This window comes from Bacillus thuringiensis (genome assembly GCF_001182785.1).
GTDB classification, from domain to species: Bacteria; Bacillota; Bacilli; order Bacillales; family Bacillaceae_G; genus Bacillus_A; species Bacillus_A thuringiensis_S.
The window spans coordinates 1,387,898-1,403,088 of sequence record NZ_CP012099.1; the positions used below are offsets into that span (position 1 = coordinate 1,387,898).

The following is a 15,191-nucleotide window of genomic DNA, read 5'->3' on the forward strand; positions in this document are numbered from 1 at the left end:
ATGTAGAGGTTAGCACGTATGAAATAGATCCGTCCGATAAGTATATGATTGAACATTTAGTAAATAGGAAGGGGAAAACAAAATGAATTTAAATAAAATATTCGGAATGCAAAAGGTATTAGATACAAGAATCATTAAGGAGCATGGATTGGAAGGACAAAATTTATTTTACAACATGATTCTTGCTTTACAAGTTGAAATTGGGGAACTCGCAAATGAAACAAGATGCTTTAAGCATTGGAGCAATAAAGGTCCTAGTGAAAAAGAAGTCATTTTAATGGAGTATGTAGATGGATTTCATTTTATAGCTTCATTTGGGTATGGCATCGGATTTAAAACTAATCAATATAGCCTGGAATTATTAGAACATAATGCGAACGTCTATACCGCAAGTACGCTAGTAAATCAATTTAACAATGTATATGAGGCTGTATCGGAGTTTCGTGCAACTCAAGACATTGAGCTTTATGAGGAATTGTTGTACTCGTTCTTAGGTTTAGGTAAGAAATTAGGATTCACATTTGAAGAAATTGAACAAGGTTATTACAAAAAGAATGAAGTGAACCACCAGCGCCAGGATAACGGATATTAAGACCAAATTTGAATTTTATTAAGAAAGTGGACTAAAAGCGTTGATAACTAGATGGGAAAAGAGAGCATCCTCACTGAAATAAAAAAGCCCTGCACACAGGGCATCTAAAAGATACCTTAGCAATAACGACGATTAGGGGGACGTATTAGCTAAGGTATCTGGATGGATGGCTGCATACTAGGTATGCAATCAAGAGCATGGTTGAATGTATTGGGATATTCAACACGTTAAGAATAACATGAAATTTCAGTTAATTCATCCGGTAAATTTGTCCAAAAAAGGTGCTTCTATAAAAGTTTTTCACCTAAGAATTGGATTCATGGATCTTAACAAAAGCGTTATTTTAATCGGAATGGCAGGTAATGGACCAAATCACCTGCCAAGTGCCTAAACAGTCCGGAGGGGTAAAGCTCCGTTATGAAAGAGTATAGCTGACTCGTAGATAGTATGTGTAATGTAAAACAGATTATTCGTAAAGGGGAATGCAAGATGGGATACATTGAAAAAGCAATTGAGGAAATTAAAAATGATTGGTTCGCAGATCATGTTGCTGAAATAAAAGGTGAAGAAGGATTACAAGTAATTCAATGGGGTAAACCAGGTACAAATATGTACCGTACAAAATATGTATTATCTGGTGCGAATGTCTTTATTTCTGGTGATATCGGTGAATCGGTTTATAGATTAACATGTTTAGCAACATTAGAGAATATTAAAGGATTTAACCTAAGTTATTTTACAGGTAAATTAGTAGCGTTTTGTGGGGAGCGTTGGAACTTTGATAGTAATAAGGCAAAAAAAGAACTTAAAGAGTATTGGGAAGAGTATGAAATGAACGATCAAGAAGACGGAAAAGAAATGTATAGAAAAATCATGTCGGCAATTAATGAAAGTTCATCAATGAATGAATATCAATATTGGTTACATGATGCATATCACAGTACATCAATGGATTCTGACACGATTTCAGATGTTAGTGATTTCGGGAAAAGGTTACCGTATCGTTTAATTGGTTACTGGTTAGGATTGCAAATGGCAATTGAGCAATTAGAGAAAAATAAACCTGCAGCAGAAGCAGTTACTTTATAACAAAATAGTTATTTTATGCAGAAAAATAAAAGAACCCGCTGATGCTAAACGGATTCTTTTGTAACAGGAACACAAGGAACACCAGGAGGCTGGTCCAGAGCGACCTAGGTATTCACTTGGATGATATTACTATATGTAAATTGGATAAAACGGTTAATGGAAATTAAATGAAATTCTTATTGTATGAGAAAAAATAAAAGAATCCATTTTTGTGAATGGATTCTTCCCTTAAGGTGTGCAAGAAATTCAAGGTAACTTGACCAGAGTAACCTGTGGAAGTCCTTGTGATAATACTGTATGTAAAGGAGCCAATAAGGTTAATGAATTTCAAACAAAATCCTTATTTGAATAGAAAAAAGAGCACTAGGGAAAGCGCCCTTTAATCAAGACTCATATCGAAAAGCTTACCATGATTAGTGTATGTATGATTTTAATGTATGTGCAAGTTTTTTATCAAATCGTTATTTTAAAAATAAAGAGCGCTCTTGACACCTAATCATGAATTATTATGTTCCAGCTTAGAGTTCTCGGCTGGAGGAATAAAATAATCATGGACAAAGTTTTGATAAATCATACCGCTTATAAATGTAGTATAAAAGACTACACAAAAGAAGATTAAAATGTATTTAAATACCTTGTTCATATTAGCGCCACCTTAAAAGAGAGTTTTAATAGGATGGGTAAAAAAAGGTACGGTTATACAAGGATAGAGCGGTTAGCAGGAATAAAACAAAATCGTTATCTTGTGTGGAAGTGAGGTAAAGGTAATGGAATTGGTTTTATGGATAATTATCGGTATTTTGTTTGGTCACATCGTGTGTATAAAGTTGGATTTAAAACGCTCAAAAGAACGTTTAGATACTTATAAGGAAATGCTGGATATACAAAACGAAAAAATTGATGACGTTTGGGAGTATGTTAAGAAACTTTAACCAAAACGCTATTTGATCCATTATTTTATAAATAAAAAGAGCACATTAATATATGTGCTCTAGGTAAAGATCTTTAAAAGAGGAGTTTTAAAGAATTTAAATTGTCAATATACTATATGCTTGTCTTTAAAAAGTGTGACTGAAATAAAACTTTCATTTTAGGGAAAAGGGGAGTTGGAGCGTGAGCCCAAAAGTGTACGCCGTTTATAAAGGTGAATTGCTAATATGTATTGGAACTGTACAGGAGTGTGCTAAACATTTGGGAGTACTTCCTAAGACGGTATATTATTACAATTCATCATCTTATAAAAAAAGAGTCGCTATTAGAAAGAACGCTCGTAATTATTTAACTGTTATAGCGTTAGAAGATTAATATAAATATTTCATTTTGTAGAAAAGGTGGATGGATATGTGTACTTATTGGGAAGATGCTGTTAAAGCATTCTTTAAGAAACAAGAGCAGGAACGAAATAAAAGAGCAGCTAGCAAAAGCTAACTGCTCCACATTCGACAAAAGATTTCGGGCAGAAATCACTGCAAAGAAATCTGCTTATAGTTAGTATGTACAAGATTACGCTTAGTATTCAAAGAAATAAAAAGCAGCCAGCAAAAGCTAACTGCTCATGTAAAAAAATCGGAGAAAGATAACAATGTATCTATAGTATTAACGGAATTTTGAGTTTTATTCAGGGGAGGAAGAAGAAAATGATTCAAATTTGTCCGATGTGCAGCCAAGAAACAAGTAATCCAAATGATGAAGAAATTGATGTTGATTTCTGTGATAAATGTATGACAGCAGCAATTGATATGGAGGACGAGAAACAGTACAAACAAACGATAATAGGAATGGATTGGGGTAGTCCTGATGGTTCGTTTAGTGCTACTGTTACGGTCCCATATAAAAGAAACTGAACAAAATAATCCTTTTAATAGAAAGTGAGGTTAGGAGAATGAAACCCTTGAAGAAAAGAAAAATCAGAAAATCTATTACTCGTCGTGCAAAAGATGTGGAGAAGTATCAAGTGAATAAAGCTTGGAGAAACATTTTTGTACAAGCTGGTATTTTAAAGTGAATGGAAACATAATATAGTCCGGCTAGAAAACTAGAGGACACCAATTCATTAAAGCAGCAATTAAAGCTGTTTTAGTAATGGGTGTCCTTTTTATTTTAAAAAGGGAGATGGGGAAATGAAGGGGTTAAAGGATCAGTTACGTGAATGGAAAAAGCAATCGAATCAAGCAAAGAAGAAAAAGAAGAAAAAGCGAAAAGAGAAATTAAGTACTCGTGACATTGAGGATTTAATGGGGATGCATAGACCTTGTTATGAACGAAGACGTGGGGCAATAAGACAAAAGTAATTTAAAAATAAAAAGGAGTGGTCTTACATGACTAAACAATTATCTTTCTTACCAAAAATTGATAGAACAGCAACACAAGAGGAATTAGAAGGTGTGTTGGAAAGCGTACGTATACATAGACAATTTGGGATGATGCGTAAAGAAATGAAAGTCACTCCTTCTTATGAAGTACGTGAGCATGGTCCTACACATACAGTTGGAAAACCATTAGAAGATGTTGCTTTAGCAAATATTCAACAAAGTAAACGAGAAGAGTGGCTGGAAAGAATGTCAGTACGTATTGATCAGTTTCTAAATCGATTAGGGAACGGACGTGCAGGAAGCATTCAAAGAGATATTATTTATAAGCGTTATTTAGAAGAAGAGGACGTATGTGATTACATGGTTTACAACGAAATAGGGATGTCAGAGCGTACTTATCGACGTTGGAAGTCTAAAGCATTTTATAAGCTTGCTTTTGCACTTGGATTAGAAGTTTACGAGACAGAAGAGACTGGAGGTAATGAATAATGAATTTTGTTCAGCCAATACGTAATCCAGAAGAAATACAGCAGCTAAAAGAGTATTTTAAAGAAAAGAGCTTACGTAATTACATTCTCTTCATTATGGGAATCAATACAGGCTTGAGAATATCGGACATTTTGAAATTGAAGGTAGGAGATGTCAAAGGTAGTCATATATCTATGAGAGAAAAGAAAACCGGGAAACAGAAACGAATACAAATTACTGCAGCATTGAAAAGAGAACTGAAATGGTTTATTGAAGAAAGAGAAGATAATGAGTATTTATTGCAAAGTAGACAAGGGAGGAATCGTCCAATTGGTCGTAGTATGGCATATAAGATATTAAGCGGAGCAGCGGCAGAATTCGGATTAGATGAAATAGGCACACATACCTTGAGAAAGACGTACGGATATCATATGTACATGCAAACAAAAAACATAGCATTACTCATGGAGATATTCAATCACTCGTCAGAGAAGGTCACGTTACGTTATATAGGTGTAAACCAAGATGCAATGGATAAAGCAATGACTAGGTTTAAAATCTAAGCATTGCTTTTTCTTTTAAATCTATACAATTACTCATAAATTTTGTACTGTGTAACTCAAAAGGGAAAGTTTAATTAAGCCAATGATATCAAGGGATTTGGCGAAGGGGTCAGTTACACACAATATAAGATATGGGTAAGTGGCAGTGTCAAGGAATTGCATGGTGTGTATACATAAATATAAAATATAAAGGGGAGGTAATTGTCGTTCATGTTAAATGAAGAGCTACTAGAAGCAATAATTAAATATAAAAGGAATACTGGAAGGAATCCTAATATGTTACAGCTAAATCCAACTTATTTTAGAAGTATTTTAGAGGAATTGAATTATCCAGAATGGATTATTGAAAAGAAGATGACTGAAATGAAAAAAAGTATCTTCGGTGTACCGGTGGAACTAATAGATGAGATTGAAAAATTTGAAATATAAAATAAGTGGCAGAGTCGTGACCGCTTTTTGGCAGGAAATGTGCCGGTTGTTTTGGAATTTCCGTGTTATATTTGTATTGTGAGAAGTGGCGGAAAACACAACTCACTATGTTGTTTCTAAACTTCTAAACGGTTCATAATGACGGCACATAAAATCCGAAACCAGCAGATGGTACTGATTGAATGATACCGTTATTAGGGAGAGCTTTTGCTCTTCTTCCAGTTACTTAATAGTATTTAGTGTATAGATGCATAAAATATTATTAGGTGACTGGAAGAAGAATAAATCCTAAATTATCGTATATAAATTAATATAGGACAAATAGTCATAAAGCATCCATTAGGATGCTTTTAATTATGTGATAAAAAGTTGGTAATTTTGTATAGGGAATGTTTGATAAGGTAATCATGAGGAAAATAAATTATGGGGTGATTTAATATGAATGAAATTTGTATCGATGATAAAGTAGAGGTTATTTCAAGGTTCAATCCAGAGTTATATGGAAAAGTTGGACAAGTAATGAAGACTAAATCTAGTTCTCATGGAATAGAAGTAAGAGTAATATTTAATGACGGATATGAAACATGGATTGGTTTTGAAGATTTATCTATTATTTCAGAAAAATAATACTTTCTAATATATAAATTTGATATAATATATATGTGACAAATTTATATATTGGAGGTATGACTATTGGATTTTCGAGTATATCAAGTAATTTATCCAGATGATTTAACTCAACACGGTCAAGCGCTATACGAGTTTCTTGGTGCTATGGCAAAACAACCTGGGGAGCATAGGTTCGAATACTGCATTACAAATGATATTGATTATTCAAATGATATAATCACATTTTGTTTGAGTGAAGAATATCAATCAAATATCAGTTCAGTAGACGATAATAAAAATGCATATGTTCCAGAAGTATCACCGTACTTAAGTACATGTGTAGCACTAGATCTTCAAGAAAAGCGCCTTTTAGTTCAACATAGGGACTATCCACCTGATAATCTATCAAAGGATACTAATATGACACGATTATCATTAATGTTAAATCAAGCTTTTGAATCAGTTTGTAATGCTATATTTAACTATTTAGACACGTCTCGTGAGGCTGATGATGAAGATTTTGCTCATATTTTCAGACATTACCGAGTGACAATGTTAAGAGTGAGATTATTTGAGACAGGTCGATATATCTCAGAGGATACACAATTGTTTGAAAATGAAGTTACAGACGACCATTGGAAACGTGGATGGGCAGAAGATGGAAGTAGCATGCATGAGGTTATCCTTAAAGCGCCAGGCCGTGGCGGGGAAGGGGATTTAAGAGAATCTCCTATTGCTAAAAGTCTAATTAACTTAGTAAGAAAAGATGTCATGGAGATTAATTATTGGGATGATGATGGTGTTTCTGAGTCGTTATCTCGTGCAGATTTCAGAAGATTTAGTATAGCTGGAATTAATATTCATACGTTAGCTATTACTGCCATTCAAACCATTTCTAACGAAGTATACAATAGACGTGGTGAAGTTCGACGCTTTATTGCAACTAGAGAATTTGATTAATAAAAAAGCATCCATTTGGGTGCTTTTTTTATTTTGGAGGAGGGGTGTTTTAATGAGACTGTTTGAAAAGATTTGTTCGTTTTTTAAAAAGAAAGGCATGAAATTACAAATATTAGAGGTTCAAATAAATGATTTACAGCGAGAAGTGGAAAGTTTAAATCGATCTGTTTATGTGTTAGCAACGAAAATAGATTCGAAAGCGGATAAGGCAGATGTTTTCCTAATGATTAAACAATCTGAAGTGGTTAAAAAAATTAATGAAAGCGAACCAATTAGAACGGATTGTAAAGTTAACATTAAATTAGATGGAAAGGTTATAGCGGAATCTATAGCTGAACATACAGCGGATTCAATACAAGGTCGTGTAATTAAAAGGAGTGAAATAAATGAAATTAACTAAACAAGAACAAGCGGTTGCAATTGGCACTTTCATTTCAATGTTAGGACAGGAACTTGTGAATGAGCGTATTGATAAACAGAAATTAGAAAGTGTACTTCCTATCTTTAATGAAATGCAAGATAATACAACGCCAAAGCAAAAGAGAGAAGCAATGATTAGTTTGCTCGGTAAAGCGGTGGATGAATTCATAGAAAAGTAGCCATAAAAAAAGGAAAAGCAACTCGCATTGGGGTGCGAATCACTTTTCCTGATGGCAATGTTAACCTTATTATAACAACTTGTATTTATTTGGTAAATATATAATTGGAATATTCTTTAAAAAGAGGTGAGGATAATTGGATGGTGTTTTAAACGGTAAGATTGCTGCACTTGGTCTTATGTCTATTGATAAGAAAGCATATATCAAATACCTTAAACCGCTTGAAAAAGCGCATAAAAAGTCTGGATTAGATGTTAAGTATTACAAGCTCTATGGTGGGAAGCCTATGTTTTATTCTGTGGAATACCTGGAACAAACATCAATAAAAGAATTGTTGGAAAAAGATAAATGGAGAAAGGGTTTAAGTGTAAGGGGTGAGATAGATGTGTGAGGTTCGAAATGAGATTAACTATTATCATACTTCTAAATGTTTAGTGTGCGGTCATCAGGATAGAGTAAATTATCCATCTAAAGAAGAATATCAAGAAGTTACTGTTTGTCCTAAGTGTAATGGTGCTTTTGTAGATATGTGGAAGTTAGAGAAGTACAAACAACATATCAATCAACACAAAGAATGTGAACATAAATATCGATTGATGGATAGTAAAACAACACAGATACAAGCTGATAATAGCCAAGTATCTATCCATATCTTGGGTAGTTTCTATTGTGAAAAATGTCTTGATATTCAATTCCGTGGAAAGATTGAGGAAGGAGAAAAGAAAAGATGCAATTAACTAAACTTGAGAAGGCTGTTGCTCTTAGTATTATTTTTAATGCCATTGATAATAAAGAGTTGATTGGACATGTAAGCAAGGAAAAGATATCAGAAGTAGTTGAAGTATTTGTGGAGTTAAAAGAAGATACAACACCAGAGGAAGAAAAGGAAACTCATATAAATGTAATTAATAAATTAATTGATTGTTTATTAAATGATAGTGACTTATACAATGTAATTGGTGTAAATGAAGCTTCATCTATTCTTAATGTAACACCTGGTCATATCAAGAACCTTTGTGCTCAAGGAAAGATTGTATCAAAGAAGATCGGCAATACATGGGTGATTGATAGATCAGGGTTAAAAGGAGACTGATAGAATGCTATGGTTATTAGCTTATCTTATTGTAGGTATGATATACACTTCTTCTGGGATGTATTCAACTGTACTTAAGTTGTTAAAAGATGATAAAGGTGATCCGAATAAAGAGATGATTACATTTGTGGTAACGTTAGTTCTTATTTGTATCTTCACACTAGTGTGGCCAGCAATAGCAACAATGAAGATAGCTGGTAAGTTTCATAAGAAGAAAGAGTTTGAGAAGTAACTATGAAAGAATACAAAACCAAACAACAGAAGCGTAAGTTCTATGATAGTGGTGAATGGAAACAGATACGAGAACAAGTAAAGAAGAGAGACAACTATGAATGCCAAGAGTGTAAGCGCAATGGTAGTGTTCGTGTGGACACCAATGAATACAGTGAGAGTGCAAAGCGTAAGAAGATTCAGCTCGTTGTCCATCATATAAAAGAACTAGAACATCATCCTGAACTTGCATTAGAAATAGATAACTTAGAAACAGTCTGTGTGGATTGCCATAATAAAGAACACGGTAGAGTGTTTGTTAAAAAGATAAACAAATGGGAAAACGATGAAAAGTGGTAAAAATGGTTCGGTAATAATACCCCCCCTTAAATAATTTCATGAAAAATTCGTCTTAGGGGCACCGGAGGAGGGGCTCGTTTTTCCAGATTTTTGAGCCATATCGCATAGGACCCCTACCCAGTATGAAAATATGATTGAATCGAGGTGATAGTATGGCGGACATTGATGAGCGTGAGTTGCTAGTTAACAAAGAAAAAAATCGTTTGAAAAGACTATTTAAAGACATCCCACCTAGTAAGTTGAAAGTAGTTGAAGGATTAATTATTCAGGCAGCAAGATTACGAGTTTTATTGAATGAGATGTGGATGGATATATCTGAGAATGGTGATTATGAAATGTTCTCACAATCTGATAAAACAGAGCCGTATGAAAGAGAACGGCCTGTGGCCCGGCTATATAATACCCGTGATCAATCATATCAAAGGGTCATTAAACAGCTAACAGATTTGTTGCCAGAAGGAAATAATAAAAAAGAAATTAAGAAGTATTCGGCAAGTGATTTAATATGATTGTTCATAAGTATGTAAGTGAATATATAGAACTATATGAGACGGGAACAGTGGTATTAAACAAAGAACGTATCATGCTTATTCATTATTTAAAGCAAGATATATTAACCCGTAATGATCTACATTTTGATATGGATTTAATTCATAAATGTGTAACTTTCATAGAAAAGTGGCATTTTAAATTAAATTCCTTTCAAAAATTTTTAATAGCATTTGTGTTTTTGTTTGATGAATATGAGGATGTTTATTTTGATCAGCATTTCTGGATGATGGCAAGGGGTGCTGGTAAAAACGGTTTGATTAGTGCGTTGACACATTTCTTTATTAGCGAATTGCACGGTATTGAGCATTACAACGTATCAGTAGTTGCTAATACAGAAAGGCAGGCAAAAACATCTTTTATAGATGTTTTTGAAAAGAATAAAAAGCATGAAATATTAGACGAGCTATTTGTATCAACCAAACAATTGATAACGAATAAAGCGACTCGTTCGACTTTTGAATTTCATACATCAAATGCAGGAAGTAAAGACTCATTAAGAGATGGATGTGTCATTTATGATGAGATACACAGATATGAAAATAGCGATGTTGTAGAAGTATTCTCTAGTGGTTTAGGTAAAGTTCCTAACTCTAGGGAATTTTTTATTACCACAGATGGATTTGTTCGTGAGGGATATCTTGACAAAATGAAAGAAAGAGCTATGAATATCCTGAAAGGGAAAGAAAAAGAAGATAGATTGTTTCCTTTTATTTGTAAGCTTGATAATCCTGAAGAAGTAGACAATCCAGATATGTGGGAAAAAGCAAATCCGATGTTTAGTAAGCCTATGAGTCAATATGCTAGAGGGTTATTTAAAAAAGTTATGCGTCAGTATAAAAACCTTGAAAATGATCCATCTAACAGAGAAAATTTCATGACAAAAAGAATGAATTGGCCAGAAGTAGATTTAACAAAGGCTGTAGCCCCATGGGAGGAAATCATGCGTACAGGGTATGAAGAAGATGGGGAAACATTAAGGGAAATACCAGATTTAACACATAAAGTTGCTGTGGGTGGTCTTGATTATGCTGATATTAAAGACTTTGCAGCAGTTGGATTGTTGTTTAAATATAAAGGGAATTATATCTGGAAAACTCACTCCTTTGTACGTAAAGGCTTCTTGGATAAAGTGAAGTTAAAAGCTCCTATTTATGAATGGGCTGAAAATGGGTTACTAACTATTGTAGATGAACCAGTTATCAATATTTCTCACATTGTAGATTGGTTTGTGGAAATGCGGGAAATATATGGGGTTAGTACAATAGTAGCTGATAATTATCGTTTAAGCCTAGTTAAGATGGCTCTCGAAGCGGAAGGCTTCACATTACTATATATTCGCAGCCCAAGAGCTATTCATTCGCTTTTAGCTCCACGTGTTGAAACATTATTTGCAAATGGACAAATTATCTTTGGTGACAATCCATTAATGCGTTGGTACACCAACAACGTTTACGTTCATATTAAAAAGGATGGCAATAAAGAGTACTTAAAAAAAGATGAATTTAAGCGGAAAACGGATGGATTCCAAGCTTTTATTCACGCTTTATGGCAAGCTGACAACATTCTTGAAGAAGAAGTTGAGTTTATGCTACATGAAATAGATTTTTAAGGGGGTGATTGCAATTGGCTGGCTTGATAATGTGTTTAACAAGAATAAAGAATTAGATTATATGTACGATGATGATATAGTTTCAGAAACTTCAAATAGGGTTCATATGAAGCGATTAGCTGTAGAAACATGTGTATCTTTTTTAGGGAGAACAATTAGTCAATCGGAGTTCAGAGTTAAAAATGGTGATGAATTTTTAAAAGATGAACTGTATTATCGATTGAATGTTAGACCGAATAAGAATATGACAGCAAGCACTTTCTGGGAAAAGTTAATTCGTAAATTAATTTATGAAAATGAGTGTTTAGTCATTCAATCTGATGATAGCGACTTACTTATTGCTGATTATTTTCAACATAATGAGTTCGCTGTATTTGAAGATACTTTTACAAATGTAATAGTAAAAGATTATGAGTTTAAGCGTTCATTTAAACAAAGTGAAGTAATTCATTTGAAATATCGAAATGATAAGCTGTCGCCACTAATTGATGGCTTGTTCACTGATTATGGCGATTTATTTGGGCGGATATTAAGTTCTCAAAAACGTAAAAATCAAATTCGTGGTGTAGTAGATATAGAGGCTCAGACGGCAAAGTCCGAAGAAGGTCGAGGGAAATTGCAAAAGTTCGTTGAGAAAATGTATAAATCATTTGGAGAAAAAGATATTGCAATTGTGCCTCAACAACCTGGTTTTAAATTCAGTGAGACGTCTTCTGGTGGTGGAAGTTCTGGGCAAAGTGTGGAAGAAATCAATAAAGTAACAAATGGTTTTTTAAATCAAGTCGCAATGGCTATTGGAATCCCAACAGCTTTGTTATATGGAGAAATGGCTGATGTGGAGAAGCAAACAAAAAATTACATGCTCTTTACAGTGAAACCTTTGTTAAAAAAGATTTCAGATGAAGCAAACGTGAAGTTTTTCGAAATGAGAGAGTATCTTGAAGGACAAAAAATTGAAGTGAAGGCCGTTTCTTATCAAAGTATTTTTGATCTTGCGACAAGTATCGACAAACTCGTTTCCTCAAGTGCATTTACTGGAAATGAGATTCGATTAGAAGTTGGATATGAATACTCAGATGATCCAAATCTCAATATCCATCATATTACGAAGAACTACAAAAAATTAGATGAATCCGAAGGAGGTGAGAAAGAAAATGACGGTGAAAATTGACGTGAAAGGCCCAATTATTTCTAATGATGAGGCTTGGATTTATGATTGGTTTGAAATGGATGCTACAAGCCCAGGTAAGATTTCAAAAGAACTTGATAATGCGAATGGTGAGAGTTTAATTGTCTCAATTAATAGCCCAGGTGGTTACGTAGATGAAGGTTCAGAAATTTACACGGCATTAAAAAATTATTCTGGGCATGTGGAAGTTCAAATTGTCGGATTAGCAGCAAGTGCAGCTTCTGTAATTGCGATGGCTGGTGATAAAGTTCGAATTTCTCCAACAGCAAAAATCATGATTCACAATGCTGCTAAGTGGCATGGTGGAGATCATCGTGACATGGAAAAGGCGGCCGAGATGTTGAAAATAACAGATCGAGCAATTGTGAATGCCTACGTCATTAAAAGTGGTAAATCAGAAGAAGAACTACTTAATATGATGGCTGAAGAAACTTGGATGGGTCCACAACAAGCATTAGAAAACAATTTTGCAGATGAAATCATGTTTATGGAGAATCAGGTTAAAATGACAGCTTCAACGGCTACTGCTGCCATGCTTCCACAAAAAGTAATTGATGGTTTTAGAAATGGAACAATGAACAAGGGCCAAGGAATTACAAAAGAAGATTTAAACGCTGCACTATTAGGACTAAAAAACGAAATTCTGAATGATTTACAAACAAATACAAATCCAAAAGAGCCTATTCAAGAACCTGTTAATACAAAACAGAATTTGAGTACGCTCTTTTTAAATTTAGGAGGAAAATAAAATATGGTTATTAAATTTAATAATTTTGAAGAAAAGAAACTAGCATTTGCGAAAGCAACACAGGAGGGAACTCCAGAAGAACAAACAGCAGCATTAAATTCTATGATTGGAGCACTTGCTACAGATGTACGAGCAGATATTTTAAATCAAGTAAATGAATCAATGGTAGATCGTTCTATTATGCAGTCTCGTGGCGCTAATGTATTAACAAGTGATGAAATGAAATTCTTTAATGCAGTAGTTGAAGAAGGTGGATTTAAGTCTACTGAAACTTTACCTAAAACAACTCAAGAACGTATTTTTGATGACTTAGTTGAAGATCATCCTTTCTTACAACATATTGGTTTAGAGAATTTAGGTGCAGTAACAGAATTCGTTTATGGAGATCCAGAAGGGGCTGCGGTATGGGGGCCATTATTTGATGGTATTAAAGGTCAATTAAATGCTACATTCCGTAAAGATAGCATTTCACAACTTAAATTAACGGCATTTATTCCATTAGCGAATGACATGTTAAAACTTGGTCCAGTATGGGTAGAACGATATGTTCGCACAATGATTACAGAAGCGATGAAAGTAGGCTTAGAACGTGGATTTGTAGCTGGTACAGGCAAGAATGAACCTATTGGGTTATTAAAAGATCCAAGTGGAAGTGTTGTTGGCGGAGTGTATCCAGATAAAAAGCCAGTAGGTACTTTAACATTTGAACCAGGTCGTAAAACAATCAATGAATTAAAAGGCGTTGTTAAATTGTTAGCTAAAAAATTAAATGCTGATGGTTCAGATGCAGATCGACCAAAAAATATTGCTGGTAAAGTAGTTATGGTAACTAATCCGTTTGATACTTTTGATATTCAGGCAAACGCGACAATTCAAAATGCGGCCGGAGTATATGTAACTAGCTTGCCATTTAACCCAATCCTTACAGAATCAGTGTTTGTACCTCAAGGAAAAGTATTATTCTTTGTTAAAGGTCAATATGTTGCAGCAATGGGTGGAACAGAGCCAATCAAGAAGTATGAAGAAACATTAGCTTTAGAAGATGCAACTGTTTATATCGCTAAACAATATGCTACAGGTAAACCGAAGGATAAATACACTTCACAAGTTTATACACTGAAACTTGAAGAAGTAACGCCACCGACACAAGGATGATGTGAATGGAAACAGTAATTTCAGATGTAGTATTACAAGAATTTAAAGATAGGATGCACTTAGGGGATGAGGAAGATGATAATCTAAAGCGCATCCTTTCTACCTCTAACAAGGCATTACTTAGGGTTTGTGGGAATTATGATGTAAATAAAGACGAGGAGTTCAAAGAATTAGTCTTTGAACGTTCTCGTTATGTTTATAACGATGCATTAGAGTATTTTGACAAGAATTTTTTAAGTCAGATTAATAGTTTAGGTATCGATAAAGCATTAGAAGAAATTAAATTGGACGGTGATTAATATGCGTCCTTTTCAGTACAAGAAACCACTGAATACAGGTGATTGTAGAAATCGAATTATCATTGAGCAACCTGAAGTAATAAAAGATGATTTGAATCAAGAAGTTGAAACAGGCAATTGGCAAGAAGTAAAAAAAGCATGGGCAATGATAAAAACGGTAAAAGGTTCGGAGTACATTGAAGCTTCGGCTTCACAGTCCACGCGAATTTATCGGTTTGTTATTCCTTATACAACAGGTATTACAGAATTAATGCGAATTAAAATGAAGGATCGTATCTTTGATATTATTGAACCGCCAATGAATGATGATGAAATGTATCAAACATTGACTATTATCGCAAAGGAGCATACTTAA

Annotated in this window: 26 protein-coding genes; all 26 read left to right on the top strand. The window is 34.0% G+C overall.

Annotation, left to right across the window (positions count from 1 at the left end; translation table 11 throughout):
- Positions 1-82: 82 nt before the first annotated feature.
- Complete coding sequence (locus AC241_RS07285) at positions 83-592, top strand: dUTP diphosphatase (protein ID WP_050842989.1); 510 nt, start codon at positions 83-85, stop codon at positions 590-592.
- 489 nt (positions 593-1,081) lie between these two features.
- Positions 1,082-1,681: a hypothetical protein gene (locus AC241_RS07295; protein ID WP_016081488.1), complete on the top strand. Its 600-nt coding sequence runs from the start codon at positions 1,082-1,084 to the stop codon at positions 1,679-1,681.
- 767 nt (positions 1,682-2,448) lie between these two features.
- The gene (locus tag AC241_RS34710; protein ID WP_050842992.1) at positions 2,449-2,613 is read left to right on the top strand and encodes a hypothetical protein; all 165 of its coding nucleotides are present in this window, start codon (positions 2,449-2,451) and stop codon (positions 2,611-2,613) included.
- A gap of 181 nt (positions 2,614-2,794) precedes the next feature.
- On the top strand, positions 2,795-2,986 hold the full coding sequence (locus AC241_RS07305) for a hypothetical protein (protein WP_000074682.1): 192 nt from the start codon (positions 2,795-2,797) through the stop codon (positions 2,984-2,986).
- Positions 2,987-3,318: 332 nt separating this feature from the next.
- Positions 3,319-3,525 (top strand): hypothetical protein, encoded by a 207-nt coding sequence (locus AC241_RS34270; protein ID WP_141558559.1) that lies wholly within the window; start codon positions 3,319-3,321, stop codon positions 3,523-3,525.
- Positions 3,526-3,563: 38 nt separating this feature from the next.
- Entirely contained in the window at positions 3,564-3,686 is a 123-nt protein-coding gene (locus AC241_RS07315) for a DUF3983 domain-containing protein (protein WP_050842994.1), read from the top strand.
- 115 nt (positions 3,687-3,801) lie between these two features.
- Complete coding sequence (locus AC241_RS34715) at positions 3,802-3,972, top strand: hypothetical protein (RefSeq protein WP_000677279.1); 171 nt, start codon at positions 3,802-3,804, stop codon at positions 3,970-3,972.
- 27 nt (positions 3,973-3,999) lie between these two features.
- Entirely contained in the window at positions 4,000-4,482 is a 483-nt protein-coding gene (locus tag AC241_RS07325) for an ArpU family phage packaging/lysis transcriptional regulator (protein WP_050842995.1), read from the top strand.
- On the top strand, positions 4,482-5,024 hold the full coding sequence (locus tag AC241_RS07330; protein ID WP_050842997.1) for a site-specific integrase: 543 nt from the start codon (positions 4,482-4,484) through the stop codon (positions 5,022-5,024). Before AC241_RS07325 ends, AC241_RS07330 begins: the two co-directional genes overlap by 1 nt.
- Before the next feature lie 210 nt (positions 5,025-5,234).
- The gene (locus tag AC241_RS07335) at positions 5,235-5,453 is read left to right on the top strand and encodes a hypothetical protein (protein ID WP_050843000.1); all 219 of its coding nucleotides are present in this window, start codon (positions 5,235-5,237) and stop codon (positions 5,451-5,453) included.
- A 438-nt stretch (positions 5,454-5,891) separates the two neighbouring features.
- A complete protein-coding gene (locus AC241_RS07340) occupies positions 5,892-6,080 on the top strand; it encodes a hypothetical protein (protein ID WP_050843002.1) in 189 nt (62 codons plus the stop codon).
- A gap of 66 nt (positions 6,081-6,146) precedes the next feature.
- Positions 6,147-7,022: a hypothetical protein gene (locus AC241_RS07345; protein WP_050843004.1), complete on the top strand. Its 876-nt coding sequence runs from the start codon at positions 6,147-6,149 to the stop codon at positions 7,020-7,022.
- Between the two features lie 97 nt (positions 7,023-7,119).
- A complete protein-coding gene (locus AC241_RS07350; RefSeq protein WP_050844811.1) occupies positions 7,120-7,422 on the top strand; it encodes a hypothetical protein in 303 nt (100 codons plus the stop codon).
- The gene (locus tag AC241_RS07355; protein WP_050843006.1) at positions 7,409-7,621 is read left to right on the top strand and encodes a hypothetical protein; all 213 of its coding nucleotides are present in this window, start codon (positions 7,409-7,411) and stop codon (positions 7,619-7,621) included. The genes AC241_RS07350 and AC241_RS07355 overlap by 14 nt, the downstream gene beginning before the upstream one ends.
- A gap of 136 nt (positions 7,622-7,757) precedes the next feature.
- A complete protein-coding gene (locus tag AC241_RS07360; RefSeq protein WP_050843008.1) occupies positions 7,758-8,012 on the top strand; it encodes a hypothetical protein in 255 nt (84 codons plus the stop codon).
- Positions 8,005-8,358, top strand: coding sequence for a hypothetical protein (locus AC241_RS07365; protein WP_050843010.1), 354 nt, complete (start codon positions 8,005-8,007; stop codon positions 8,356-8,358). The genes AC241_RS07360 and AC241_RS07365 overlap by 8 nt, the downstream gene beginning before the upstream one ends.
- A 179-nt stretch (positions 8,359-8,537) precedes the next feature.
- Entirely contained in the window at positions 8,538-8,714 is a 177-nt protein-coding gene (locus tag AC241_RS35865; protein WP_050844812.1) for a helix-turn-helix domain-containing protein, read from the top strand.
- 4 nt (positions 8,715-8,718) lie between these two features.
- Positions 8,719-8,946 (top strand): hypothetical protein, encoded by a 228-nt coding sequence (locus AC241_RS07375; protein ID WP_050843012.1) that lies wholly within the window; start codon positions 8,719-8,721, stop codon positions 8,944-8,946.
- A 2-nt stretch (positions 8,947-8,948) separates the two neighbouring features.
- Positions 8,949-9,284: an HNH endonuclease gene (locus AC241_RS07380; protein WP_050843014.1), complete on the top strand. Its 336-nt coding sequence runs from the start codon at positions 8,949-8,951 to the stop codon at positions 9,282-9,284.
- Between the two features lie 152 nt (positions 9,285-9,436).
- The gene (locus tag AC241_RS07385; RefSeq protein ID WP_050843017.1) at positions 9,437-9,793 is read left to right on the top strand and encodes a hypothetical protein; all 357 of its coding nucleotides are present in this window, start codon (positions 9,437-9,439) and stop codon (positions 9,791-9,793) included.
- Positions 9,790-11,445: a terminase TerL endonuclease subunit gene (locus tag AC241_RS07390; protein WP_050843019.1), complete on the top strand. Its 1,656-nt coding sequence runs from the start codon at positions 9,790-9,792 to the stop codon at positions 11,443-11,445. The genes AC241_RS07385 and AC241_RS07390 overlap by 4 nt, the downstream gene beginning before the upstream one ends.
- Before the next feature lie 4 nt (positions 11,446-11,449).
- Positions 11,450-12,616 carry a phage portal protein gene (locus AC241_RS07395; protein WP_050843021.1) on the top strand — a complete coding sequence of 389 codons (1,167 nt, stop codon included), beginning with the start codon at positions 11,450-11,452 and terminating at the stop codon, positions 12,614-12,616.
- On the top strand, positions 12,600-13,382 hold the full coding sequence (locus AC241_RS07400; RefSeq protein ID WP_050843023.1) for a head maturation protease, ClpP-related: 783 nt from the start codon (positions 12,600-12,602) through the stop codon (positions 13,380-13,382). The genes AC241_RS07395 and AC241_RS07400 overlap by 17 nt, the downstream gene beginning before the upstream one ends.
- Positions 13,383-13,385: 3 nt before the next feature.
- A complete protein-coding gene (locus tag AC241_RS07405) occupies positions 13,386-14,537 on the top strand; it encodes a phage major capsid protein (RefSeq protein ID WP_050843024.1) in 1,152 nt (383 codons plus the stop codon).
- A gap of 5 nt (positions 14,538-14,542) precedes the next feature.
- On the top strand, positions 14,543-14,836 hold the full coding sequence (locus AC241_RS07410) for a hypothetical protein (RefSeq protein WP_050843026.1): 294 nt from the start codon (positions 14,543-14,545) through the stop codon (positions 14,834-14,836).
- A gap of 1 nt (position 14,837) precedes the next feature.
- Positions 14,838-15,191, top strand: a complete 354-nt coding sequence (locus AC241_RS07415) for a phage head closure protein (protein WP_030028310.1) — start codon at positions 14,838-14,840, stop codon at positions 15,189-15,191.

What these genes read in the sequence shown, in the direction of transcription:
- AC241_RS07295 (WP_016081488.1), top strand. Translation starts at nt 1,082, where the DNA reads ATGGGATACATTGAAAAAGCAATTGAGGAAATTAAAAATGATTGGTTC.
- AC241_RS07410 (WP_050843026.1), top strand. Translation starts at nt 14,543, where the DNA reads ATGGAAACAGTAATTTCAGATGTAGTATTACAAGAATTTAAAGATAGG.
- AC241_RS07400 (WP_050843023.1), top strand. Translation starts at nt 12,600, where the DNA reads ATGACGGTGAAAATTGACGTGAAAGGCCCAATTATTTCTAATGATGAG.
- AC241_RS34710 (WP_050842992.1), top strand. Translation starts at nt 2,449, where the DNA reads ATGGAATTGGTTTTATGGATAATTATCGGTATTTTGTTTGGTCACATC.
- AC241_RS07350 (WP_050844811.1), top strand. Translation starts at nt 7,120, where the DNA reads ATGAAATTACAAATATTAGAGGTTCAAATAAATGATTTACAGCGAGAA.
- AC241_RS07405 (WP_050843024.1), top strand. Translation starts at nt 13,386, where the DNA reads ATGGTTATTAAATTTAATAATTTTGAAGAAAAGAAACTAGCATTTGCG.
- AC241_RS07325 (WP_050842995.1), top strand. Translation starts at nt 4,000, where the DNA reads ATGACTAAACAATTATCTTTCTTACCAAAAATTGATAGAACAGCAACA.
- AC241_RS07355 (WP_050843006.1), top strand. Translation starts at nt 7,409, where the DNA reads ATGAAATTAACTAAACAAGAACAAGCGGTTGCAATTGGCACTTTCATT.
- AC241_RS07390 (WP_050843019.1), top strand. Translation starts at nt 9,790, where the DNA reads ATGATTGTTCATAAGTATGTAAGTGAATATATAGAACTATATGAGACG.
- AC241_RS07380 (WP_050843014.1), top strand. Translation starts at nt 8,949, where the DNA reads ATGAAAGAATACAAAACCAAACAACAGAAGCGTAAGTTCTATGATAGT.
- AC241_RS07330 (WP_050842997.1), top strand. Translation starts at nt 4,482, where the DNA reads ATGAATTTTGTTCAGCCAATACGTAATCCAGAAGAAATACAGCAGCTA.
- AC241_RS07385 (WP_050843017.1), top strand. Translation starts at nt 9,437, where the DNA reads ATGGCGGACATTGATGAGCGTGAGTTGCTAGTTAACAAAGAAAAAAAT.
- AC241_RS07315 (WP_050842994.1), top strand. Translation starts at nt 3,564, where the DNA reads ATGAAACCCTTGAAGAAAAGAAAAATCAGAAAATCTATTACTCGTCGT.
- AC241_RS07335 (WP_050843000.1), top strand. Translation starts at nt 5,235, where the DNA reads ATGTTAAATGAAGAGCTACTAGAAGCAATAATTAAATATAAAAGGAAT.
- AC241_RS07340 (WP_050843002.1), top strand. Translation starts at nt 5,892, where the DNA reads ATGAATGAAATTTGTATCGATGATAAAGTAGAGGTTATTTCAAGGTTC.
- AC241_RS07365 (WP_050843010.1), top strand. Translation starts at nt 8,005, where the DNA reads ATGTGTGAGGTTCGAAATGAGATTAACTATTATCATACTTCTAAATGT.
- AC241_RS07415 (WP_030028310.1), top strand. Translation starts at nt 14,838, where the DNA reads ATGCGTCCTTTTCAGTACAAGAAACCACTGAATACAGGTGATTGTAGA.
- AC241_RS07285 (WP_050842989.1), top strand. Translation starts at nt 83, where the DNA reads ATGAATTTAAATAAAATATTCGGAATGCAAAAGGTATTAGATACAAGA.
- AC241_RS34270 (WP_141558559.1), top strand. Translation starts at nt 3,319, where the DNA reads ATGATTCAAATTTGTCCGATGTGCAGCCAAGAAACAAGTAATCCAAAT.
- AC241_RS34715 (WP_000677279.1), top strand. Translation starts at nt 3,802, where the DNA reads ATGAAGGGGTTAAAGGATCAGTTACGTGAATGGAAAAAGCAATCGAAT.
- AC241_RS07375 (WP_050843012.1), top strand. Translation starts at nt 8,719, where the DNA reads ATGCTATGGTTATTAGCTTATCTTATTGTAGGTATGATATACACTTCT.